Source organism: Achromobacter sp. FW305-C-13, assembly GCF_058783475.1.
In genome coordinates this window covers 111,062-132,674 of sequence record NZ_JBYSYN010000002.1, presented here as the reverse complement: position 1 = coordinate 132,674, position 21,613 = coordinate 111,062, and the positions used below count along the sequence as shown (strand labels likewise).

Sequence of the window (21,613 nt, the reverse complement as noted above, 5' to 3'; positions counted from 1 at the left end):
TTGAATCCGCCCTGGATGCCCGCATATCCATGTTTTCTGCTACCTTCCAGGCATCTCGCGCGCGTCGCGCGCGTTCCTCATTCAGGTAAAGCCCGCCATGCCCGCTCCGCCCCGATCCCCCCGCAGCGACACCGTCGGCGCTCAGCTCAGCGTCGCCGAGACGCTGTGCGAGCAGCGCGGACGCCGCCTCACGCCCATCCGCCGCAAGGTGCTGGAACTGTTGCTGCGTCACGGCCGCAGCCTGAAAGCCTACGAATTGCTGGACGCCATGCGCGAAGTCCACCCGGGCGCCGCGCCTCCGACGGTGTACCGGGCGCTGGACTTCCTGATGGACGAAGGCCTGATCCACCGGCTGGACGCCGTCAACGCCTGGAGCGCCTGTCATGACGCCGGCGGCGCCCCCCATGACCTGCTGGTGGTCTGCACGGGTTGCGGCGCCGTGGCGGAAGTGTCCGATCCGGCCATGAGCCGCCAACTGGCCGAGCGCGTCGCCCAAACGGGCTACGCCCTGGCCACCCACGAAACCGAGATCCGCGCGTTGTGTCCCCAATGCCAGCAGAAGCAGCCCGCTGACGCCGGCCATCACCACCATCACCACTAGGCATCGGCGCCATCCGGCGGACGGCGTCCGCCTGGCGCGCCCCGCCCGCGGCAGGACGGACGCCTCACCGCCCTCTGTCCCTCATCGGGCCAGGGCCGCCGCCGCCCTTGAAATCCGGCAAACCGCCCCAAAATAGTGATATCGCCCGATACTTGACGGCGTACAGCCGCGATCCGGACGGCTTCGGCCCCTGGGTTGACCCGGGGTTTGCCCCCTGCCCCCGACTGTGCTGTAATCCTGCGTCCGGCCGCTGTTGGCGGCCTTCGCAGCCTGTGGCAAACATCATCCTGCACGGGAAAAATCCCCTGCCAGGCCCATGAGTTGAATGCCTAGACTTCAGCCTTGACCTCACGCTAGCAGCTTCGCCATGAACACCCCGCGCAGTTTGGACAAAATGGTTCCCGTCACCATCCTCACCGGCTTTCTCGGTGCGGGCAAGACCACCCTGCTCAAACGCATCCTGACCGAATTCCACGGCCGCCGCGTTGCGGTCATCGAAAACGAATTCGGACCGGAAAGCATCGACAACGACCTGCTCGTGCAAGACAGCGATGAAGAAATCATCGAACTGTCCAACGGCTGCGTCTGCTGCACGGTCCGTGGCGACCTGATGCGCACCCTGTCCGAGCTGCGCGCCAAGCGCGAAGCCGGCGAACTGAATTTCGAACGCGTCATCCTCGAGACGACCGGCATGGCCAACCCCGGTCCCGTTTGCCAGACGTTCTTCATGGATGACGACATCGCCGAGTACTACCGCCTGGATGCGGTGGTGACGGTGGTCGACGCCAAGCACGGCATGGCCACGCTCGACGCGCAACCGGAAGCCCAGAAGCAGGTTGGTTTTGCCGACCGCATCCTGATCTCCAAGCGCGACCTGGTCAACGAAGTCGACTACGAAGCGCTGCGCCACCGCCTGGTTCACATGAACCCGCGCGCGCCGATCACGCCGGTCAACTTTGGCGAAGTCGACCTGAAGTCCATCATCGACATCAGCGGCTTCAACCTGAATTCCATTCTGGACATCGACCCGGAATTCCTGGCCGATGAACACCCCGACGCCGCCCACGACCATGGGCATGACCACGGGCACGATCACGGCCATGCCCACGATCACGACCATGATCACGACGGCGACTGCGGGGCGCATTGCAATCATGCCCACCATCATCACCACCACCAGCACGACGACGAAATCGGCGCGTTCGTGTTCCGTTCCAACAAGCCGTTCGATCCCGCGCGCCTTGAGGAATTCCTGGGTGGCGTGGTGCAGGTCTATGGTCCCGACCTGATGCGTTACAAGGGCATCCTGTACATGAAGGGCATCAACCGCCGCATGTTGTTCCAGGGTGTGCACATGATGATGGGCGCCGAACCCGGCAAGCCGTGGACCGCGGCCGAAAAACCGTCCACCAAGATGGTGTTCATCGGACGTAAGCTGCCCCAGGAGATTTTCACCCGGGGCTTGGAGCAGTGCCTGGCGGGGTAATCCCCCTTCCCGACGTGACGCGATGCGACGAAGGCAGTACTGTGAGGTACGAATAGCGTAAGCAGCAAGCAACACGGACTGGGAAAGGACGCCCGCGCCAGGATCGATTCATAGTGGAGTGTTTTCATGGCTACCAAGGCAGCAACCAAAAAATCAAGCAAGTCGACGAGCGATACGGCGATTGATCTGCCCAGCGAGAAGGAATTGCTGGCCATGCCCGAGTCCGACTATATGAACGAACGCCAGCTGGCTTTCTTCAAGGAACGGCTCAAACAACTCGAACAGGACATCCTGGCCAACGCCGGCGAAACCACTGAGCACCTGCGCGAAACGCAGTTCGTGCCCGATCCCGCCGACCGCGCCACCATCGAGGAAGAACACGCCCTGGAGCTGCGCACCCGCGACCGCGAGCGCAAGCTGCTGAAAAAGGTGCAACAGTCCATCGCCCGCATCGACAGCGGCGAATACGGCTGGTGTGAAGAAACGGGCGAACCCATCGGCGTACCCCGCCTGTTGGCCCGCCCCACGGCCACCCTGTCGCTGGAAGCGCAGGAACGCCGTGAAATGCGCCAAAAGCTGTACGGCGACTAATCCGTCCCGTATTTCACGCCCTGCCCTGAAAGGCTATGCTGGTTTCCGGCATAGCCTTTTTTATTGCCCTTTTTGCCGACCCGGAGGATGCGCGCCCGCAGCCTTGATTTCCGGTCAACCGCCCCCAGCTAGTCCTTTCAAAGGAAGGAACGCATGGAACAATTTCACGCCACCACCATCGTGTGTGTGCGCCGCGGCAACCGCGTCGCGCTCGGCGGCGATGGCCAGGTCACCCTGGGCAACATCGTCGTCAAGGGCACGGCCCGCAAGATCCGCCGCCTGTACCACGACAAGATCCTGGCCGGTTTCGCCGGCGCCACCGCCGACGCATTCACGTTGCAGGAACGCTTCGAAGCCAAGCTGGAAAAGCACCAGGGCAACCTGATGCGCGCCGCGGTCGAACTGACTCGCGACTGGCGCACCGACCGCGTCCTGCGCCGGCTGGAAGCCATGCTGATCGTCGCCGACACCGAGCACACCCTTGTGTTGACCGGCAACGGCGATGTGCTGGAACCCGAACACGGCCTGGCGGCCATCGGCTCCGGCGGCGCCTACGCCCAATCGGCTGCCCTGGCGTTGCTGCGCAACACCGATCTGTCGCCCGAGACCGTCGTCAAGCAATCGCTGGAAATCGCCGGCGACCTCTGCATCTACACCAACCAGAACCACGTCATCGAAACGCTGGGCGACTGACGCCCGCCACGCGGCGCACCCCGTGCGCCGCGGCCGCCTCCCCAGCCCGCCCTAGCTTCAAGGATTCGCCCTCATGTCCGCATCCAACATGACGCCCGGAGAGATCGTCTCCGAACTCGACAAATACATCGTCGGCCAGAACCGCGCCAAGCGCGCGGTCGCCGTCGCCCTGCGCAACCGCTGGCGCCGCCAGCAGGTCGCCGAGCCCCTGCGCCACGAAATCCACCCCAAGAACATCCTGATGATCGGCCCCACCGGCGTGGGCAAGACCGAGATCGCGCGCCGCCTGGCCAAGCTGGCCAACGCGCCCTTCATCAAGATCGAAGCCACCAAGTTCACGGAAGTGGGCTATGTGGGCCGCGACGTCGACACCATCATCCGCGACCTGACCGAATACTCGATCAAGCAGACGCGTGAACTGGAAATGCGCCGAGTGCGTACCCAGGCCGAAGACGCCGCCGAAGACCGCATCCTGGACGCCCTGGTCCCGCCCGCTCGCGGCGCCTCCGGCGAACCGGAACGCGGCGAAGACAACAGCGCCCGCCAGACATTCAGAAAGCGTCTGCGCGAAGGCAAGATCGACGATCTGGAAATCGAGATCGAAGTGGCCCAGGCCGCGCCGCAGATGGACGTCATGACGCCCCCCGGCATGGAAGAAATGGCCGAGCAGCTGCGCGGCATGTTCGCCGGCATGGCCCGCGACAAGAAAAAACCCAAGAAGATGAAGGTGCGCGAAGCCTTCAAGCTGATCGTCGACGAAGAAGCCGCCAAGCGCGTCAACGAAGAAGACCTGCGCACCGTGGCCATCAACAACGTCGAGCAGAACGGTATTGTCTTCCTGGACGAAATCGACAAGATCGCGGCTCGCCAGGAATCGGGCGGCGCCGACGTGTCGCGCCAGGGTGTGCAGCGCGACCTGCTGCCGCTGGTTGAAGGCACGACCGTCAACACGCGCTACGGCATGGTCCGCACCGACCACATCCTGTTCATCGCGTCGGGCGCATTCCACCTGGCCCGCCCGTCGGATCTCATTCCTGAGCTGCAAGGCCGTTTCCCGATCCGCGTGGAACTGGAATCGCTGACCGCCGAAGACTTCGTGCGCATCCTGTCCGACACAGACGCCTCGCTGACCAAGCAGTACACCGCGCTGATGGCCACCGAAGACGTGCAGTTGGAGTTCACGGATGAGGGCGTGCGTCGCCTGGCCGAACTGGCCTACGACGTGAACGAAACCACCGAGAACATCGGCGCCCGCCGCCTGTACACGGTGATGGAAAAGCTGTTGGACGAACTGTCGTTCGACGCGACGTCCAGCCAGGACAAGCACGTGAAGATCGACGCCGCCTACGTCAACTCGCAGTTGGCGGAAGCCGCCAGCAGCCAGGACCTGGCGCGCTACGTGCTGTAAGTCGGGCGGCGCGCCTGGCGCGCTCCCTTCTGATCAACGCCGTTTATCGCAATCTTGCGGTAAACGGCGTTTTTCATGGCGCGGCGTCAGTTCGTGATCGCCGTCACGACATACTTGCCGTCCTTGCGGGTGGCCGTGAAGCGGACCTTGTCGCCCGCCTTGATCTTGGACAGCAGGGCCGGCGGATCGGCCTCATAGACCAGCGTCATGGCCGGCAGGTCCAGGGCCTTGATCTCGTCGTGCTTGATCGTGACCTTGCCCGCGGCCGGATCGACCCGGCGCACTTCGCCGCTGGCGTCGGCCGTTTGCGCGAACGCCAAGGGCGTAGCCAGGGTCACGACGGCCATCGCGGTAGCGATGGCCATGGGCATTGCATATTTGCGGTCAAAAGCCATACAGGCGTCCTCCATTGACAGCGAAAGCCGAAGGGGCCGAAACGCGCGCCCTTGCTGCTTTCCACAATGCTAGGATACCGCCGTTATGCAACAGTTCCGGCGGGGTCGACGCAACAATCCTTACAGTTGATTGCGAAGCGGCCGTCCGCCCGGGCGTGCGCTTACCCCCGGACGCAATCCGCCCCTTCCTTTTCCCCGATTCAGGACACTCCCCATGGCCAACCGCTTATCCGTCATTGCCACCCGCACCGGAGACGACGGCACGACAGGGCTGGGGGACGGATCACGCGTTCCCAAGGATGGCCCCCGCATCGCGGCCCTGGGCGACGTGGATGAATTGAACAGCGTCATCGGCCTGCTGCTGACTGACCCCCTGCCGCCCGAGATTTCGCTGGACCTGATGGCGATCCAGCACGACCTCTTCGACATGGGCGCGGAACTCTGCATTCCCGGTCACGCCGCCGTGACTGACGCGCAAATCGCCCGCCTGGATGCGCGGTTGGCGCACTACAACGCCACGCTGGCCCCGCTGCGCGAATTCATTCTGCCGGGCGGCACCCGCGCCGCAGCGCAGGCACACGTGGCGCGTACGGTGTGCCGGCGGGCAGAACGGGCGGTGGTGGCGCTGGCGGGGGCCGAATCTGTGAATCCTCCGGTGCGCCAGTACCTGAACCGGTTGTCGGACCTGATGTTCGTGCTAGCCCGTTGTATAAACCAGCATGCGGGGCAGAAAGACACGTTCTGGGCGGGAGCCCAGGCGCGCCGCTAAGGCGTGGCCGCGACACGCCGGACCTCCCCGGCCTTCAGATTTCCAAGCACATGAGCATTATCGTCACCGGCGGCGCCGGCTTTATCGGGTCCAACTTCGTCCTGGACTGGCTTGCCCGCAGCGACGAACCGGTCGTCACGCTGGACAAGCTGACCTACGCCGGCAATCTGGACAATCTGGCATCGCTGACGCTCGACGCGCGGCACACGTTCGTCCACGGCGACATCGCCGATCAGGCGGCGGTGTCGGCGCTGTTGCACACGCACCGCCCTCGCGCGCTGATCAATTTCGCCGCCGAGACCCACGTCGACCGGTCCATCGCCGATCCGGGCACGTTCCTGCAGGCGAACGTCGTCGGGACCTTCCACCTGCTGGAGGCCGTCCGCCACTATTGGTCGACGCTGGACGACGGCGGCAAGGCGAATTTCCGCTTTGTGCATATTTCCACCGACGAAGTCTATGGCTCGCTGGACGAAGACGCCCCTGCGTTCACCGAGCTGACCTGCTACGCGCCGAACAGCCCCTATTCCGCCAGCAAGGCGGCCAGCGACCACCTGGTGCGTGCCTATCACCAGACTTACGGCCTGCCCGTCCTGACGTCGAATTGCTCGAACAACTACGGCCCGCGGCAGTTTCCGGAAAAGTTGATTCCCCTGGTAATCCACAACGCGTTCGCCGGCAAGCCGCTGCCGATCTACGGCGACGGCCTGCAGCGGCGGGATTGGCTGTATGTGGCCGACCACTGCGACGCCATCCGCCGGATGCTGCAAGCCGGTGTTCCGGGCGCGACGTACAACGTGGGCGGTTGGAACGAAAAGACCAATCTGGATCTGGTGCGCGGCCTGTGCGCGCTGCTGGACGAGCGCCGGCCGCGGGCCGACGGCCAGTCGTACGCATCGCAGATCGTCCACGTGCCGGACCGGGCCGGCCATGACCGCCGCTATGCCGTGGACGCAACGCGCCTGCAGCGCGACCTGGGATGGATACCGGCCGAGACTTTCGAATCCGGCATCCGCAAGACGGTGCAGTGGTACCTGGACGAAGCGCAATGGGTGGCAAATGTTGCGAGCGGCGCCTATCGCACCCCCTCCACGATTTAGCGGAACCGCGTGAAGATCCTACTGCTGGGCAAAGCGGGTCAGATTGGTCAGGAACTGCGGCACGCCTTGCCCGCACTGGGCGAGGTCGTCCCGCTTGGCCACGGCGACGTCGACCTGCGCGATCAGGATGCCTTGCTGCGCGCCTTGGCTGCGCACCGTCCCGATGTAATCGTGAACGCGGCGGCCTATACCGCCGTCGACCAGGCCGAAACCGATCGGGAGGCGGCTGATCAGGTCAACGCGCAGGCGGTCACCGCGCTGGCGCAATACGCGAAGGACGCAAGCGCCCTGCTGGTGCACTATTCCACCGACTATGTCTTCGACGGCGACAGCGACCAGCCGTACACGGAAACCGATACGCCCCGCCCGTTGAATGTCTATGGCGCCACCAAGCTCGCGGGGGAGTCGGCAGTGCTGGAAAGCGGCTGCGACGCGCTGGTGTTCCGCTGCAGCTGGGTCTACGCGCCGCATGGCCGTAACTTTCCCACATCCATCTTGCGTCTGGCCCGGACCCGGGACCGTCTGGATGTCGTGGCAGACCAGATCGGCGCACCGACCTCCGCCTCGCTGATCGCCGACGTCACAGCACAGGCCGTGGCCCGCCACCGACAACAGCGGCTGCCGGCCGGCATCTATCATCTGGCTGCCGGCGGCGCCACCAGTTGGCATGCCTTCGCGCGCTATCTGGTTTCCGGCGCTGCGGCGCGGGGCGCGGCCCTGGCACTGACTCCGGATCGGATCCGCGCCATCGCCTCGAAAGACTACCCCGCCGCGGCCAAACGCCCGCACAATTCAAGGCTGGACACCACGCGGCTCTCGGCCGCACTGGCGCTGCGGCTGCCCTCCTGGACGCAAGGCGCGGACCGCTTCCTGGATCAACTTTCGGCGCGCGGGGAATTCACATGATGCGTAAAGGCATAGTGCTGGCCGGCGGCGCCGGCGAACGGCTGCATCCGGCGACGCTGGCGGTCAGCAAACAACTGCTGCCGGTCTTCGACAAGCCGATGGTCTACTACCCCCTCACCACGTTGATGCTGGCGGGCATCCGCGACATCCTGATCATCTCGACGCCGCAAGACACGCCGCGGTTCCAGCAGTTGCTGGGCGACGGATCGCAATGGGGTTTGAATCTTGCCTACGCGGTGCAACCCTCGCCCGACGGGTTGGCGCAGGCGTTCCTGATCGGCGCACCCTTCATCGGGCAAGACCCCTGCGCGCTGGTCCTGGGCGACAACATCTTCTACGGCCACGAACTGCCCCGGCTGCTGCAAAACGCCAACGGACGCCCAGACGGCGCCACCGTGTTCACCTATCACGTGCAGGACCCGGAGCGCTACGGCGTGGCCGAATTCGACCGCGACGGCAAGGTGCTGTCCATCGAGGAAAAGCCCGCCCGTCCCCGGTCCGGCTATGCCGTCACCGGCCTGTATTTCTACGACAACGATGTGATCGACGTTGCGCGCGGCATCCGGCCGTCCGCGCGCGGCGAACTCGAGATCACCGACGTAAACCAGCACTACCTGAAGCAAGGCAAGCTGAGCGTGGAGATCATGGGACGCGGCTTTGCCTGGCTGGACACCGGCACCCACGAATCGCTGCTGGAAGCCAGCCAGTTCATCGCCACGCTGGAACACCGCCAGGGATTGAAGGTGGCGTGTCCGGAAGAAATCGCCTTCCGCCAGCAGTGGATCAGCGCCGACGCCCTGGAAAAGCTGGCCGCGCCCTTGTCCAAAAGCGGCTATGGCCAATACCTGATGCGTGTCCTGGTGGATAAGGTGTTCTGATGAAAGCCCTTGCGCAAGCCATCCCAGACGTGCTGGTCCTGGAACCCCGCGTGTTCAACGACGCGCGCGGCTTCTTCTTCGAGAGCTTCAACCAGGAAGTTTTCGAAGCCGCGACCGGCCTCTCGCGCCGCTTCGTGCAGGACAACCATTCGCGCTCGGCCAAGGGCGTCTTGCGCGGCCTGCACTATCAAGTGACGCAGCCGCAAGGCAAGCTGGTGCGCGTATGCGCGGGCGAGATATTCGACGTGGCGGTCGACGTTCGGCGCACGTCGCCGACCTTCGGGCGATGGGTTGGCGTGGTGCTCTCGGCAGAGAACAAGCGCCAGATGTGGATACCCGAAGGATTCGCCCACGGTTTCCTGACGCTGTCGGATTCCGCCGACGTCCTGTACAAGGCGACGGACTACTACGCCCCGCACCATGAGCGCTGCATTCGCTGGGACGATCCGGCCGTGGGCATTACCTGGCCGGGCGGCCTGACGCCGTTGCTGTCCGCGAAGGACGGTAACGGCGTGTCCCTGGACGACGCCGAAACAGGCTGACTCAGGCTGACTCAGGCTGACTCAGTTCACGCCAGCCGCGTGCGCCTGCTCGTCCGCGTGATACGACGAACGCACCATCGCGCCCACTGCCGCATGCGAGAAGCCCATCGCATAGGCTTCACGCTCGAACATGGCGAAGGTGTCCGGGTGCACGTAACGCAGCACGGGCAGGTGGTGCTCCGACGGCTGCAGGTACTGGCCGATCGTCAGCATGTCCACATTGTGTTCGCGCATGTCGCGCATCACTTGCAGGATTTCTTCGTCGGTCTCGCCCAGGCCCAGCATCAGGCCGGACTTGGTGGGCACTTCCGGATGCAGCTTCTTGAATTCAGCCAGCAGCTTCAAGGAGTGCATGTAGTCCGAACCCGGGCGGGCCTGCTTGTACAGGCGCGGCACGGTTTCCAGGTTGTGGTTCATGACGTCCGGCGGGCCGGCGTTCAGGATCGCCAGCGCACGGTCCAGGCGGCCGCGGAAGTCAGGCACCAGCACCTCGATACGCGTGGTGGGCGACAGTTCGCGGATGTGCGTGATGCAGTCCACGAAGTGGGCGGCCCCGCCGTCGCGCAAGTCGTCGCGGTCGACCGACGTGATCACGACGTAAGACAGCTTCAATGCGGCGATGGTGCGCGCCAGGTTCTCGGGTTCTTTGGTGTCCAGCGGGTCGGGGCGTCCATGGCCCACGTCACAGAACGGGCAGCGGCGCGTGCACTTGTCACCCATGATCATGAACGTGGCCGTGCCCTTGCCGAAGCATTCGCCGATGTTCGGGCAAGACGCTTCTTCGCACACCGTGTGCAGGTTGTGTTCCCGCAGGATGCGCTTGATGTCGTAGAAGCGCGAGCCGGGCGCGGCAGCCTTCACGCGGATCCACTCGGGCTTCTTCAGACGTTCGGCAGGGACAATCTTGATGGGGATGCGTGCCGTCTTGGCCTGCGATTTCTGCTTTTGCGTCGGATCGTAGGCCGAGTCCGCGGGTGCGGCGGCGGATTCGTTCGAGGGAACAGGAGACTCGGCGAGCGTAGACATTGGGCACCTTCGAAACCGGGGCGCAAGACGGCCCGGTCTGAGACAAAAGAGGCATTTTACCCCCGCGCGCCGGGATCCGCCGCGATCGCCCGCCCGCGCCCGGCGGCGCCTGCCCGCCTGGGTTATCGTCACGCCTGACGAATCCCCTGAAATTCTCTATGTCCTCCCTGCCTACGCTGCGCCCCGTGGCGCTCATCGCGCCCCGCCTGGATGCCGGGCCCGCTGGCCGCGCCATCCAGGCCTGCGCTGAACGCCTGGCGCCCGCCGGCCATTACCTGGCCGCCGGCCCCTGGCACGATGCCGCCATGCTGCCCCAGCTGGCCGTCCTGCGCCCGGCCGCCGCCCTGGTCATCGGCCCTCTGGACGAGCCCGTCCTGCGGGCCGGCCTGGCCGCGCTGGAAATACCGGTGGTGGAAACCTGGAGCGCCTCGGCCCGGCCGCTGGACAGCGCGGTGGTGATCGACAACGAGGAAGCCGGACGCGCGGCGGCGCGTCATCTGGCCGAAAAGCGCCACGCGATGGTGGCCTGCATCAGCGCCGATAACCCGTGGGAGCGCGCGCGGCGCGACGGTTTCCTCAGTACGGCTGCCGCGCTGGGCCTGGACCGGGTTGCCGACATCGTGCAGCCCGAGGTACAGCAGATGAACGACGGCCGCATGGCCTTCCTGCGCTTGCTGGCCACCAACACGATCTTCGACGCGGTGTTCTGCACGTCGGACCTGCTGGCAGCCGCCGCGGTCTCCGAAGCACACAACCGCGACCTGCACGTGCCGCAGGACCTGGCGGTGCTGGGTTTCACGGACGATGGCAGCGCGGCGCAATGGGCCCAAGGCCTGACGACGCTGGGCGTGGATGCCGCCGACCTGGGCAGGCGGGCGGCCCAATTGCTGCTGGACCGCCTGGCCGGCGTACGCGGCGTCGGCCAGGGCGACACGCTGGAAACGGTCTTCGAAACCCGGTTAAGCACGTAGGATGGGTGTAGCGCGAGCGTTCTGACTGCCGGGCTACTTCACACCTCGTACAGCGCCGGGAACCCGCAGTCCTGCAGCATGGCGTTGGCTTCCTTCAGAAACGCCGGGGTGGATGTTTCCGGCACGCGGACAAGCCACTGCACCCCCTCTTCTTTCTTGCCGCGCAGCAACAGCAGGCGCCCCAGGTGGAACATGCCCCGGAAGTCACCGCCTTCGGCGCAACGCTGGTAGCAGTCGAAGGCGCGTTCCAGGTCTTGTTCGACCACATCGCCCGCTTCATAGAAGCGCCCGACCACGCCGATCGACTTCACGTGGCCGGTCTGCGCCGCCTGCTGGTATAAGGCCAGCGCCGCGGCCTTGTTCTGCGTGACCCCGCCCCGGCCGCTGCGCAGCATGTGGGCGTAGTTGTACATGCCCCAATCCAGCCCGCGGTCGGCGGCCAGGCGGAACCAGTACGCCGCCACCGTATCGTCGCGCGGCACGCCCCAGCCGTTTTCGTAGCAGCGGCCCACCATGTTGATGGCCATCGGGTGATCGGCGTTGGCGGCGCGCTTGAACCACCCCAGGCCCTCTTCCGGTTGGCGTTCGACGCCCACGCCGTCCAGCAGCATCTGCCCGTAGATCGTCTGCGCTTCAACGAGCCCGAGTTCGGCGGCCGCCCGGATCCAGGCGGCGTAGTCGTCGGGCGGCCCTTCACGCAGGCGCGCCAGCTGTTCCGGGGACGTCGCGGCGACGTCGGCGGCGCTGAATGTCTTCATATCGGGTTCCTTGCGCGGCGCCAGGCGGCCGCCAGATTCTGCGCCAGCGCGTCGCCCACGTCGGTAGGCGCGCGTCGCACGCCACAGGCCGCCATGTCGACGGTGCGCAGCCCTTCGTAGCCACAGGGGTTGATGCCTAAAAAGGGCCCCAGGTCCATCGCCACGTTCAGCGACACGCCGTGATAAGCCCGCCCGTTGCGGATCTTGATGCCCAGCGCGGCGATCTTGGCCAATTCGCCGCCATCGGGATCCGGCACGTATACGCCCGGAGCGCCAGGCTTGCGGCAAGCACCGTCGACGCCATGCTGGGTCAGCGTGTCGATGACGGCGCCTTCCAGCAAGTTGACGTATTCCTTCACGTACATGTCCACGCGGCGCAGGTCGAACAACGCGTACGCCATTACCTGGCCCGGGCCGTGGTAGGTCACCTGGCCGCCGCGGTCGCAGTGGACGATGGGGATGTTGCCGGGGTTGAGCACGTGCTGCGGCAGGCCGGCCTGGCCCAGGGTGTACACCGGCGCGTGCTCGCACAGCCAGATCTCGTCAGGCGTATCGGCGCCGCGCTGGTTGGTGTACGCCTGCATTTCCTGCCAGACCGGCAGATAGTCCGCCGGCCGCGCGAGCCACTTGATCACGGCGATCCCGCTTACAGAACGATGGACACCATCGGGTGGCCGTGCAGCGCCTGGTAGAGGCTGTCGAGCTGTTCGCGCGAGGTCGCGCGCACGGTAAAGGTCAGGCCCATGTAGTTGCCGCCCTTGCTGGGGCGCATCTCGACCGTGGCGGCATCGAAACCCGGGTCGAACTTCAACACGACTTCGGTCAGCGTCTGCGCGAATTCGGGATGGTGCTTGCCCATGACCTTGATGGGAAAGTCACTGGGATATTCGATAAGCGATTCTTCGGGCGGAATATGCATGATTTGCCTAGAGTGGGTGTTGCCCCTGAATGTTCTTATATGGGGGCAAACGGTGCGTTGGCAAGTGTCCGCTGGGTGGCGGACGGCCCGGAGGGCCGCCCGGAACAACGGTCTACAGCGCGGCGATGCGGGCATCATAACCCGCACGCAATTGCTCGAAAACGGGGCCGGGCTTGCCGGATCCCACCGGTTTGCCGTCCAGCGCCACGATCGGCAGCACTTCCTTGGTGGCCGACGACAGCATCAGTTCGTCGGCGGATTCCACCTCTTCCCGCGTGATGCGGCGCGCCTCGAAGGGAACGCCGGCCTCGGCCGCCAGTTCCCCCATCAGGCCGTAACGGATGCCTTCCAGGATCAGGTTGTTCTTCGGCGGGGCTAACAGCTTGCCGCCCGAGACCACCCAGATGTTGGTGGACGACCCTTCGGTCAGGTAGTCGTCGCGGAACTGCACGACCTCGTCGGCGTCGGCGTCCACGGCCTGCTGCTTGGCCAGCACGTTGCCCAGCAGCGATACCGACTTGATCTCGCAGTGCAACCAGCGTTCGTCGGGAATGCTGATGGCGGTCAGGCCGTGCGTGCGCTGCGCGGCCGACGGCGGCGCCCACGGTGAAATCATGCCGAACACCGTAGGCGTGACCGGTGTGGCCGGGAACTGGTGGTCGCGACGGGCGACGCCGCGCGTCACCTGCAGGTACACGATGCAGGTCTCCAGGTTCGTGCGCGCCAGCAACTGCTCGATCAGGTTGACCCAGCCTTCGCGGTCGAAGGGCTGCGCGATGCGCAAGGCGGCCAGGCTGCGGTCCAGGCGGTTCAGGTGCTCCGCCATGCGGAACGCGTTGCCCTGGTAGACGGGCACGACTTCGTAGATGCCGTCGCCGAAAATGAAGCCGCGATCCAGGACGGAGACCTTGGCCTCGTCCACACGCAGGAACTCACCGTTGAGATACACCTGGCTTTCGCCCGGCACGCCCGGAATCATGAGGCACTCCTGTGAAATGGCGAAGGACGGACCGCCCGGTCCGTCCCAGAATGGAAAACGGGCGTTTCGCGTACGAAACGCCCGCTGCTAGCTTACACCCGGGGCCGCGCCTGTGGCGCGCCCGCTTACTGGAACCAGCGCTTGACGGTGTCGACCATGCGGCCGAAGAAGCCGGCGCGTTCGACGGCGTCCTGCACCACCAGCGGTTCGGTGCGCAGCACCTTGCCGTCCAGCGTGAACTGCAGCGTGCCGACCTGTTGGCCCTTGGCCAGCGGGGCGATCAGCGGATCCGTGCGCTGCGCCACCGGCTTCAGGTCGCCGGCTTTGCCGCGCGGCACGGCGATCGACACCGGGTTAGGCGGGCCCAGCTTGACGTTTTCAGCCGTGCCTTCCCAGACGCGCGCATCGATGCCCGGCTGGCTCTTGTCGAACAGCTTCACGGTGTCGAAGTTCTGGAAGCTCCAGTTCAAGAGCTTCAGGCTTTCTTCGGCGCGCGTGGCCTCGCTGTCCGTGCCCACCACGACCACCAGGATGCGGCGGTCGCCGCGCACCGCCGTCGACACCAGGCAGTAGCCGGCCGAATCGGTGTGGCCGGTCTTCATGCCGTCCACCGACGGATCGGCCCACAGCAGGCGGTTGCGGTTGGGCTGCGTGATCTTGTTGTAGGTGTAGCTCTTCTGCTTGTAGTAGTGGAAGAAGTCCGGGTGATCGGTGATCAGGTGCGACGACAAGGTGGCCAGGTCGCGCGTGGACGTCATGTGCTGCGGGTCCGGCAGACCGGTCGCGTTCATGAAGTGCGTGTTCTTCATGCCCAGGCGTTCGGCTTCCTGGTTCATCAGCGACGCGAAGGCGGCTTCGCTGCCGCCCACGGCCTCGGCCAGCGCCACGGAGGCGTCGTTGCCCGACTGGACGATCATGCCCTGGTTCAGCTCGTCGACAGTGACGGGCTTGCGCGGCTCGATGAACATGCGCGAGCCGCCGGTGCGCCAGGCGTGCTCGGACACGGGCACGGTCTGCTCCAGCGTCAGGCGCTTTTCATCCAGCGCGTTGAAGACGACGTAGGCCGTCATGATCTTGGTCAGCGAAGCCGGCTCGACCTTCATGTCGGGGTTGGAGGCAGCCAGCGTCTGGCCGCTGTTCACGTCGATCACGATCCAGGCCTTGGCCGCGATGGTGGGCGCCGGCACGGACGACACGTCACCCACCGGCACCGCACCCGAAGCCGTCGGAGCCGGCGCCGTGGCGCCTGCGGCGGCCGGAGCAGCGGCGGGCGCCTGTTGTGCCCAGACCGGCATGGAGGTCGCGAGCATCGCCGACAGCACCGCGCCAGACAGCAAGCGGCGGGTCAAGACAACGGGGGATTGAGCGGAGTAAGGCAAATTCTTCATCGGCAACGTGGGTCCAGGAAAGACGCCCGCCGGCGCGGGGCTAATGGCTGACAATTATAGGCAGCCCATTGGACCGGTCCGCCCCGCGCAGGGTTCCGCAGCATTTAAATCATGCAACCTGATGCAACCTGCGGCCCGGCCGCAACGGTCGATCAGTCCAGCGCGACCTTCAGGCGCGCCTGCACCAGCTGGCGCAGCACCAGCAGCTTGCCGTGGAAAAAGTGCGACGCGCCCGGCACCACCACCACCGGAATTGAACGCGGACGCGCCCAGTCCATGGCTTCGGACAGCGGCACGACTTCGTCTTCTTCGCCATGCACCATCAGCGTGTCGTCAGGTACCTGCACTTCGTGTGACTGGAAGCGGTTCACGGCCGGGCCCATCAGCATCAGCGCCGCCGGCAACACCGCGTCGCCGGCCTCAGCCAGCGCCGCGTAGGTTTGTGCCGCGACCGCCGTGCCGAAAGAAAAGCCCGCCAGCACCCACGGAGCGGCGGCCAGTTCCGGATGCAGCTCGCGCATTTGCGCAACAACCGCCAGCATGTCCTGCGTTTCGCCGACCGATTTGTCGAACTCGCCTTCCGACTGACCGACCCCGCGGAAGTTGGGGCGCACCGCCACCAAGCCATGCTGCACGCAGGCGCGCGACAACGTGGTGACGACCTTGTTTTCGCGCGCGCCGCCTTGCAACGGATGCGGGTGCAGGACAAGGGCCCAGCCGCGCGGCGTGCCGGCAGGCCAGTCGACGGCGCAATCGATGCGGCCGGCGGCCCCGGTAAAGGCGTGGGTATCAGTACGAGCGGAGGACATGGCAGGACTCAACGTGCAAAAAGGAAAATCGATTTAATTGGCGGACCGCGAGGCGCCGGAGGACTGGGCGGGGATATCGAATGCCGGTTCGTACGACGGGCCGGGTCTGGGGCCGAATCCGCGTCGAGGGGTGGATTCGGGTGCGCCTTGCACCACCTCGGCCAGCCATTGTGCCAGTTGGTCTGCGGCCTCATCCGTGGCGTGCCGCAGCGCTGCAACCCCACCCGCCGCGTCTTGCGTGGGCGCGGGCGTCTGCACCTGAATGCGCTTCTGAGCCACGACGGCGCGACCATTCAGCAGCACCGCCTGCAACAGGATGCGGCCTTCGCTGGACTGCCCGTCTTCGGCATACACCTGTTCAAACTGCATCAACGACAGCTGCAATTGCGGCATCTGCAGGTTGACGCGATCAGCCAGCACCGGCCCCTGGCGCGACAGACGGTCAGTGATGCGCTGGCGCACCAGCTCCGACGGCGACGAGGCCCAGCGATACGTCGCGTAGGCCTTGGGCGCGGCGCTGTCACCCACCCGCCAGATGACGCTGGTATCCGACAGCGCCGGCACAGCCTGCAGGTTCAGCGCGATGGGCGCGCGCGCCGGCAGCGTCGGCACGGGCTTGGTGTCCAGGCCCAGGTCGAATACGGAGGGCGGCGCGCCCACGCGGCCAATGCCGCAACCCGCCAGGGTCACGGTCAGGGTCAGGATCAAAACGGCGTGACGCATCTTCATTTGGGCTGTCTCCCGAAACCGGCAAATCCGGCTTCGCCGGGTCCGGGCGCAACAGGCGCCGGGCCGAACAAGAACGATTGCGGCGTGCTGTCCACACGGCGCAGGGTAACCGTCGCGCCCCGCGCGGCGGCGCTGACGTTGGCGGCCATATTGGTCACGGCGGGCAGGGTCTCGCCATCCAGCCGCGCGGCGGCGAGAGCAATGTCGTTCAAGCTGCGCGTGGCCACCGACAAGGGGCCGTCGGGCGCATTCAGCCGCGCCAGCGCCTGCCGCGACTGCTGCGCCAGATCGGCGATCTCGCGCGCGGCGCGGTCCGCCTGGCGCGACGTGTTGCCTAGCGAATCCATCAGCGGCCCCAACTTGGCCAACGTGGGTCCAAGATCACGGCTGGCATCGCGCAGCGACTGCGTGATGTCGGTGGCGTTTTGCAGGCTGGCAGTCAGCGCCTGCACGTTCTGTTCGCTCAGCACGCGGCGCAGCTGCTCGGTGGCTTCTTCCACGTTCGAAATCAATTTGCCGCCGCGCTGCTCGATACGGTCCAGGAAACCCGGACGCAGCGGAATGGCAGCGGGATGTTCGGCCGACGAGGCCAGGCGCTTGAGCGAGGTGCCGTCGTCACGCAGTTCCACGTTGGCCATGCCGGTCACGCCCTGCACGCCCAGCTCGGCCCAGGTGGACTCGGTGATCGGCGTATTCGGCGCCACGCCGATGCGGATGCGCACCTGCCCCGGCTTGTCGGGGTTCAGCGCCAGCGACTGCACCTTACCCACCGGCACGCCCTGATAGCGCACGGCCGACTGCGGATTCAGCCCGCTGACCGCCGTGGCCGACACGATTTCGTACGTTTGCAGCTTGGTCCGGTCCCGGCCGATCCAGACGGCCACCAACGCGGCGGCGGCAAGCAAGACCAGCGTAAAGATCCCGGCCATGAGCGCATGACTACGGTTTTCCATGATGCATTCCCTTCGGCGCCAGATCCCCAAGCGCGCGCAAACCGCGTTCGCCCAGGAAGAATGTATGAATGAACGGGTGGTCGACCCTCAGTACTTCCGGCACCGTGTCGCACACGATCACCCGCTTGTCCGCCAGCACGGCGACACGCGTGGCCAACGCCAGCAGCGTGTCCAGATCGTGCGTCACCATGACGACGGTAAATCCCAACTGCCGGTGCAGGCTGCGCACCAGGTCCACGAATTCGTCCGACCGCAACGGGTCCAGGCCGGCGGTGGGCTCGTCCAGGAACACCAGTTCGGGGTCCAGCGACAGCGCACGCGCCAGCGCCACGCGCTTGACCATGCCGCCGGACAGGTCCGACGGCCGCTTGCCGGCGTCCTGCGCCGACAGGCCCACCATCGCCAGCCGGCACATGACGACGTCGCGTACCAGGTCTTCCGGCACCGTGCGCAGCTCGCGCAGCGGCAGGGCCACATTGTCGAACACCGACAGCGCCGAGAACAGCGCCCCCGCCTGGAACAGCATGCCCCAGCGATAGGACAGGCGCCTGCGTTCGGCGGGCGACAGCTCGAACAGCGAATGCCCCAGCACCTTCACGATGCCGGCCGCGGGCTGGTCCAGGCCGATGATCTGGCGCAGCAGCACCGTCTTGCCCGTACCCGATCCGCCCACCAGCACCAGGATTTCGCCCGGGAAGACGGTCAAGTCCAGATTGTCGTGGACCACGTGGTCGCCAAAAGCGGTGCGCAATCCGCGCACCGAGATGACGGGTTCGACGGTGACGCTGTCGTCGGTGAATAACCGGTGCTGGGCGGCGCCGTTCATCAGATGCCCACCGAGCTGAAGATGATGGCGTACAGCGCATCCAGCAGGATCACGCCGGTGATCGAGGTCACGACCGACGTGGTGGTGCCGCGGCCCAGGCTTTCCGTGTTGGGCTGGATGCGCAGGCCGAAATGGCACGCGATCAGTGCGATCAGGATGCCGAAGGTCACGCCCTTGAGGATGCCGATCCAATAATTGGTCAGGGAGATGGCGTCCGGCAGCGATGTCAGGAACCACTGCGCCGATACGCCCAGCTGCATCTGCGCGGCCAGCATACCGCCCAGAATCGCCATGGCGTCCGTCCACAGCACCAGCAGCGGCATCGTCACGGCCAGCGCAAGCACCCGCGGCAGGATCAGCCGCTGGCCGTGCGAGATGCCCATGACCAGCATCGCATCCAGTTCCTGCGTCACGCGCATCACGCCGATCTGGGCCGTGATGGCCGACCCCGACCGCCCTGCCACCAGGATGGCGGCCAGCACGGGCCCCAGTTCGCGCACGATGGACACGCCCAGCAGCCGCACGATGAAGCGGTCGGCCCCGATCATCTGCAGTTGCTGCGCCGACAGGTAAGACAGCACCACCCCGATCAGGAAGCCGACCAGCGCCGTGATGCCCAGCGCCTGCGCGCCGGTGCGGTACACCTGCGCCGAGATCTCGCGCCAGGGGCCCAGCCGTGGGCGGCGCAGCATGGCGCCGAAATCCAGCACCAGCTGGCCCAGCATGACCAAGAGCGCCCGGCCATTTTCGGCGCCCCGGAAGATCGCGCCGCCCAGGGCGCGCACCCACCCCCAGGATTCGGCTTTGGGCTCGGGCGCCCGGGCGCCGCCCTTGTTCATGGCCAGCGCGTTGAAAACGTCTTGCTGGCCGGCCGACCAGCGCACCCGTTCGGGCAGCTTTTCGCCCCAGGCCTGCCAGATGAGCAAGGCGCCGATGGTGTCCAGCCGGCTGATGCCGTGCAGATCCCAACGCACGCCGTCCTGGACGGCGCGGGCCAATGCCGAGCGCCGGCGTTCGACTTCGCCCGCCTCGGCCAGGGCCAGGACGCTCCAGTCGCCCGCGACGTGGCATGCGTTCCCGTCCTGACGGAATGGTGCGGCGGCGGACGCGGGTGAAGCGGTTTGCGGCATGTAGGCAGGGTACCGATGCAAAATGTATCGCCAATCATAAACGCTTGAAGGCCGAAAGGCCGCGTGAGGGGGGCCGCGTGCCCTACAATCGCCGCCATGTCCGATCACGTCCGCCCTATCGACCTGCCCGCGCCGGAAGCCCTGGCCCGGGAGCTAGGCTCGCGCCTGCCCGTATTCCAAGACATTGCCTGGACAGACAGCACCGGGTCGACCAACGCCGACCTGCTGGCCCGCGCCCGCTCGGGCGCCGGCGCCGGCAAGCCTTGGCTGCTGGGCACCCATCTGCAGGAAACCGGCCGTGGCCGCGCCGGCCGCCCCTGGCAGAACCGATCGGGCTCCACGCTGATGTTCTCGTGCGCGTTCGACGTGCACCTGCCGGCCGCGCAATTGCCCGCACTGTCCCCGCTGGCCGGCGTCGCCGCCTGCGAGGCCCTGCGCACCGTCGCCGGCCCGGACGCCCGCGGCCTGTGCATGAAATGGCCCAACGACGTCCAATGGCATGACGCCAAACTCGCGGGCGTGCTGGTGGAAACCACCCGCAACCCCGGCGGCCGCGAGGCCGGCTACACCGTCGTCATCGGCATGGGCGTGAACCTGATCGACGCGGCCGAACTGTCCCGGACGCTGGGCCGCGAGGTCGCCGACTGGACGCAGGTGCAGGCCCAATCGCACCGGCTGGTCACCGCCGCCGACCTGATCTGCGCCAGCGCCACCGCCTGGCACGAAGCCGTCCAGACGCTGGAGCGCAACGGTTTCGCGGCATTCCGGCAGCGTTTCGACCAAGTGGACGCCCTGGCGGGCCGCACGGTCAACGTGCTGGAAAAAGGCGATATCCTGCTTAGCGGCGCCGCCAGCGGCGTGGACGAGCAAGGCCGCCTGCTGGTGCGCACGCCCGAGGGCGCCACACCGATTTCGGTCGGCGAAATTTCGATTCGACGCCAAGCATGATTATTCTCATCGACTCCGGCAACAGCCGTCTCAAGGTGGGTTGGCTGGACGCCAGCAACCCCGACATGCCGCGCGAACCGGCAGCGGTTGCGTTCGACGGCCTGGACCTGGATGCGCTGGACCGCTGGCTGGCCGCGCTGCCGCGCCGCCCGGTGCGCGCGGTGGGCGTGAACGTGGCGGGCGACGCCCGCGGCACGGCCATTTCCGCCATCCTGCAAAAACACGGCTGTGCGGTCACCTGGTCGCCTTCACAGGCCTGCACCTTGGGACTCGTCAACAGCTACCGCGTGCCCACGCAACTGGGCGCGGACCGCTGGGCTTCGCTCCTGGGCGTGCTGTCGCGCCTGCCCGGCGCGCACCCGCCCTTCCTGCTGGCCAGCTTCGGCACCGCCACCACCATCGATACGGTCGGCCCCGACAACGTCTTCGCTGGCGGCCTGATCCTGCCCGGCCCGGCCATGATGCGCACGTCGCTCGCCCACGGCACCGCCAACTTGCCCATCGCCGAGGGCCAGGTCGTGGCCTACCCCGTCGACACGCACGAGGCCATCGCCTCGGGCATCGCCGCAGCCCAGGCCGGCGCCGTCGTGCGCCAATGGCTGGCTGGCCGCCAGCGCTACGGCCAGGCCCCGCAGATCTACGCGGCGGGCGGCGGTTGGCCGGAAGTGCATCAGGAAATCGAACGCCTGCTGGCGGATGCCGGCGGCGCGTTCGGCGCCGCTCCGGTGCCGGTCTACCTGGATCACCCCGTCCTGGACGGCCTGGCCGCGGTGGCGCGCGCCACCCTGGACGCCAACGCCTGAGCGAG

Annotated in this window: 25 protein-coding genes; 13 read left to right on the top strand and 12 right to left on the bottom strand. The window is 66.4% G+C overall.

From position 1 onward, the window contains the following. The first annotated feature begins 97 nt into the window (after positions 1-97). The 5 genes from AC3WMU_RS12115 to hslU all read left to right on the top strand — a co-directional run bounded on the left by AC3WMU_RS12115 (position 98) and on the right by hslU (position 4,779). Positions 98-601 carry a Fur family transcriptional regulator gene (locus AC3WMU_RS12115; protein ID WP_006224833.1) on the top strand — a complete coding sequence of 168 codons (504 nt, stop codon included), beginning with the start codon at positions 98-100 and terminating at the stop codon, positions 599-601. A 367-nt stretch (positions 602-968) separates the two neighbouring features. Then, the gene (locus AC3WMU_RS12110) at positions 969-2,087 is read left to right on the top strand and encodes a CobW family GTP-binding protein (protein ID WP_006224834.1); all 1,119 of its coding nucleotides are present in this window, start codon (positions 969-971) and stop codon (positions 2,085-2,087) included. Between the two features lie 126 nt (positions 2,088-2,213). After that, the gene (gene dksA, locus AC3WMU_RS12105) at positions 2,214-2,678 is read left to right on the top strand and encodes an RNA polymerase-binding protein DksA (RefSeq protein ID WP_006216410.1); all 465 of its coding nucleotides are present in this window, start codon (positions 2,214-2,216) and stop codon (positions 2,676-2,678) included. Between the two features lie 153 nt (positions 2,679-2,831). Then, complete coding sequence (hslV, locus tag AC3WMU_RS12100; RefSeq protein ID WP_006224835.1) at positions 2,832-3,371, top strand: ATP-dependent protease subunit HslV; 540 nt, start codon at positions 2,832-2,834, stop codon at positions 3,369-3,371. 73 nt (positions 3,372-3,444) lie between these two features. After that, positions 3,445-4,779, top strand: coding sequence for an ATP-dependent protease ATPase subunit HslU (gene hslU, locus AC3WMU_RS12095; protein WP_035213095.1), 1,335 nt, complete (start codon positions 3,445-3,447; stop codon positions 4,777-4,779). Between the two features lie 86 nt (positions 4,780-4,865). On the opposite strand, the gene AC3WMU_RS12090 is transcribed toward hslU, so the two are convergent. Further along, positions 4,866-5,174, bottom strand: a complete 309-nt coding sequence (locus tag AC3WMU_RS12090; protein ID WP_006224837.1) for a copper-binding protein — start codon at positions 5,172-5,174, stop codon at positions 4,866-4,868. 214 nt (positions 5,175-5,388) lie between these two features. Between AC3WMU_RS12090 and AC3WMU_RS12085 the strand changes: the two genes are divergently transcribed. From AC3WMU_RS12085 to rfbC, 5 genes are read left to right on the top strand one after another with little or no spacing between them, the layout of a single operon-like run. Next, positions 5,389-5,943 (top strand): cob(I)yrinic acid a,c-diamide adenosyltransferase, encoded by a 555-nt coding sequence (locus tag AC3WMU_RS12085; protein ID WP_006224838.1) that lies wholly within the window; start codon positions 5,389-5,391, stop codon positions 5,941-5,943. Positions 5,944-5,993: 50 nt separating this feature from the next. Further along, positions 5,994-7,043: a dTDP-glucose 4,6-dehydratase gene (rfbB, locus tag AC3WMU_RS12080; RefSeq protein WP_424624627.1), complete on the top strand. Its 1,050-nt coding sequence runs from the start codon at positions 5,994-5,996 to the stop codon at positions 7,041-7,043. A gap of 9 nt (positions 7,044-7,052) precedes the next feature. Then, a complete protein-coding gene (gene rfbD, locus AC3WMU_RS12075) occupies positions 7,053-7,949 on the top strand; it encodes a dTDP-4-dehydrorhamnose reductase (RefSeq protein WP_454678049.1) in 897 nt (298 codons plus the stop codon). Beyond that, positions 7,946-8,827, top strand: coding sequence for a glucose-1-phosphate thymidylyltransferase RfbA (rfbA, locus tag AC3WMU_RS12070; RefSeq protein WP_035213097.1), 882 nt, complete (start codon positions 7,946-7,948; stop codon positions 8,825-8,827). Before rfbD ends, rfbA begins: the two co-directional genes overlap by 4 nt. Next, complete coding sequence (gene rfbC / locus AC3WMU_RS12065; RefSeq protein ID WP_492282403.1) at positions 8,827-9,369, top strand: dTDP-4-dehydrorhamnose 3,5-epimerase; 543 nt, start codon at positions 8,827-8,829, stop codon at positions 9,367-9,369. Before rfbA ends, rfbC begins: the two co-directional genes overlap by 1 nt. A 21-nt stretch (positions 9,370-9,390) precedes the next feature. Here the strand turns inward: rfbC and lipA are convergent, their stop codons facing one another. Then, entirely contained in the window at positions 9,391-10,395 is a 1,005-nt protein-coding gene (gene lipA / locus AC3WMU_RS12060; RefSeq protein ID WP_313462663.1) for a lipoyl synthase, read from the bottom strand. Between the two features lie 158 nt (positions 10,396-10,553). Between lipA and AC3WMU_RS12055 the strand changes: the two genes are divergently transcribed. Then, positions 10,554-11,366, top strand: coding sequence for a substrate-binding domain-containing protein (locus tag AC3WMU_RS12055; RefSeq protein WP_492282402.1), 813 nt, complete (start codon positions 10,554-10,556; stop codon positions 11,364-11,366). Positions 11,367-11,404: 38 nt separating this feature from the next. Here the strand turns inward: AC3WMU_RS12055 and AC3WMU_RS12050 are convergent, their stop codons facing one another. From AC3WMU_RS12050 to AC3WMU_RS12005, 10 genes are all read right to left on the bottom strand, one after another. Further along, positions 11,405-12,124, bottom strand: coding sequence for a tetratricopeptide repeat protein (locus AC3WMU_RS12050; protein WP_492282401.1), 720 nt, complete (start codon positions 12,122-12,124; stop codon positions 11,405-11,407). After that, a complete protein-coding gene (gene lipB, locus AC3WMU_RS12045) occupies positions 12,121-12,759 on the bottom strand; it encodes a lipoyl(octanoyl) transferase LipB (protein ID WP_492282400.1) in 639 nt (212 codons plus the stop codon). The genes AC3WMU_RS12050 and lipB overlap by 4 nt, the downstream gene beginning before the upstream one ends. A gap of 11 nt (positions 12,760-12,770) precedes the next feature. Then, positions 12,771-13,043 (bottom strand): YbeD family protein, encoded by a 273-nt coding sequence (locus AC3WMU_RS12040; RefSeq protein ID WP_006224847.1) that lies wholly within the window; start codon positions 13,041-13,043, stop codon positions 12,771-12,773. A 112-nt stretch (positions 13,044-13,155) separates the two neighbouring features. Further along, positions 13,156-14,022, bottom strand: coding sequence for a D-amino acid aminotransferase (locus tag AC3WMU_RS12035; protein WP_280028414.1), 867 nt, complete (start codon positions 14,020-14,022; stop codon positions 13,156-13,158). Positions 14,023-14,147: 125 nt separating this feature from the next. After that, positions 14,148-15,410: a D-alanyl-D-alanine carboxypeptidase family protein gene (locus tag AC3WMU_RS12030; RefSeq protein WP_085946934.1), complete on the bottom strand. Its 1,263-nt coding sequence runs from the start codon at positions 15,408-15,410 to the stop codon at positions 14,148-14,150. 152 nt (positions 15,411-15,562) lie between these two features. After that, positions 15,563-16,219 carry an alpha/beta hydrolase gene (locus AC3WMU_RS12025; RefSeq protein WP_006224850.1) on the bottom strand — a complete coding sequence of 219 codons (657 nt, stop codon included), beginning with the start codon at positions 16,217-16,219 and terminating at the stop codon, positions 15,563-15,565. Positions 16,220-16,252: 33 nt separating this feature from the next. After that, positions 16,253-16,948: an ABC-type transport auxiliary lipoprotein family protein gene (locus tag AC3WMU_RS12020; RefSeq protein ID WP_492282399.1), complete on the bottom strand. Its 696-nt coding sequence runs from the start codon at positions 16,946-16,948 to the stop codon at positions 16,253-16,255. After that, a complete protein-coding gene (locus AC3WMU_RS12015; RefSeq protein ID WP_035213099.1) occupies positions 16,945-17,901 on the bottom strand; it encodes an MlaD family protein in 957 nt (318 codons plus the stop codon). The genes AC3WMU_RS12020 and AC3WMU_RS12015 overlap by 4 nt, the downstream gene beginning before the upstream one ends. Continuing rightward, positions 17,888-18,727, bottom strand: a complete 840-nt coding sequence (locus tag AC3WMU_RS12010) for an ABC transporter ATP-binding protein (RefSeq protein ID WP_492282398.1) — start codon at positions 18,725-18,727, stop codon at positions 17,888-17,890. The genes AC3WMU_RS12015 and AC3WMU_RS12010 overlap by 14 nt, the downstream gene beginning before the upstream one ends. Beyond that, positions 18,727-19,857: an MlaE family ABC transporter permease gene (locus tag AC3WMU_RS12005; RefSeq protein ID WP_035213101.1), complete on the bottom strand. Its 1,131-nt coding sequence runs from the start codon at positions 19,855-19,857 to the stop codon at positions 18,727-18,729. Before AC3WMU_RS12005 ends, AC3WMU_RS12010 begins: the two co-directional genes overlap by 1 nt. Before the next feature lie 96 nt (positions 19,858-19,953). Between AC3WMU_RS12005 and AC3WMU_RS12000 the strand changes: the two genes are divergently transcribed. Both AC3WMU_RS12000 and AC3WMU_RS11995 read left to right on the top strand, forming a co-directional pair. Beyond that, on the top strand, positions 19,954-20,805 hold the full coding sequence (locus tag AC3WMU_RS12000; RefSeq protein ID WP_006224855.1) for a biotin--[acetyl-CoA-carboxylase] ligase: 852 nt from the start codon (positions 19,954-19,956) through the stop codon (positions 20,803-20,805). Further along, positions 20,802-21,608 carry a type III pantothenate kinase gene (locus tag AC3WMU_RS11995; RefSeq protein ID WP_006224856.1) on the top strand — a complete coding sequence of 269 codons (807 nt, stop codon included), beginning with the start codon at positions 20,802-20,804 and terminating at the stop codon, positions 21,606-21,608. The genes AC3WMU_RS12000 and AC3WMU_RS11995 overlap by 4 nt, the downstream gene beginning before the upstream one ends. The last annotated feature ends 5 nt before the right edge of the window (positions 21,609-21,613 follow it).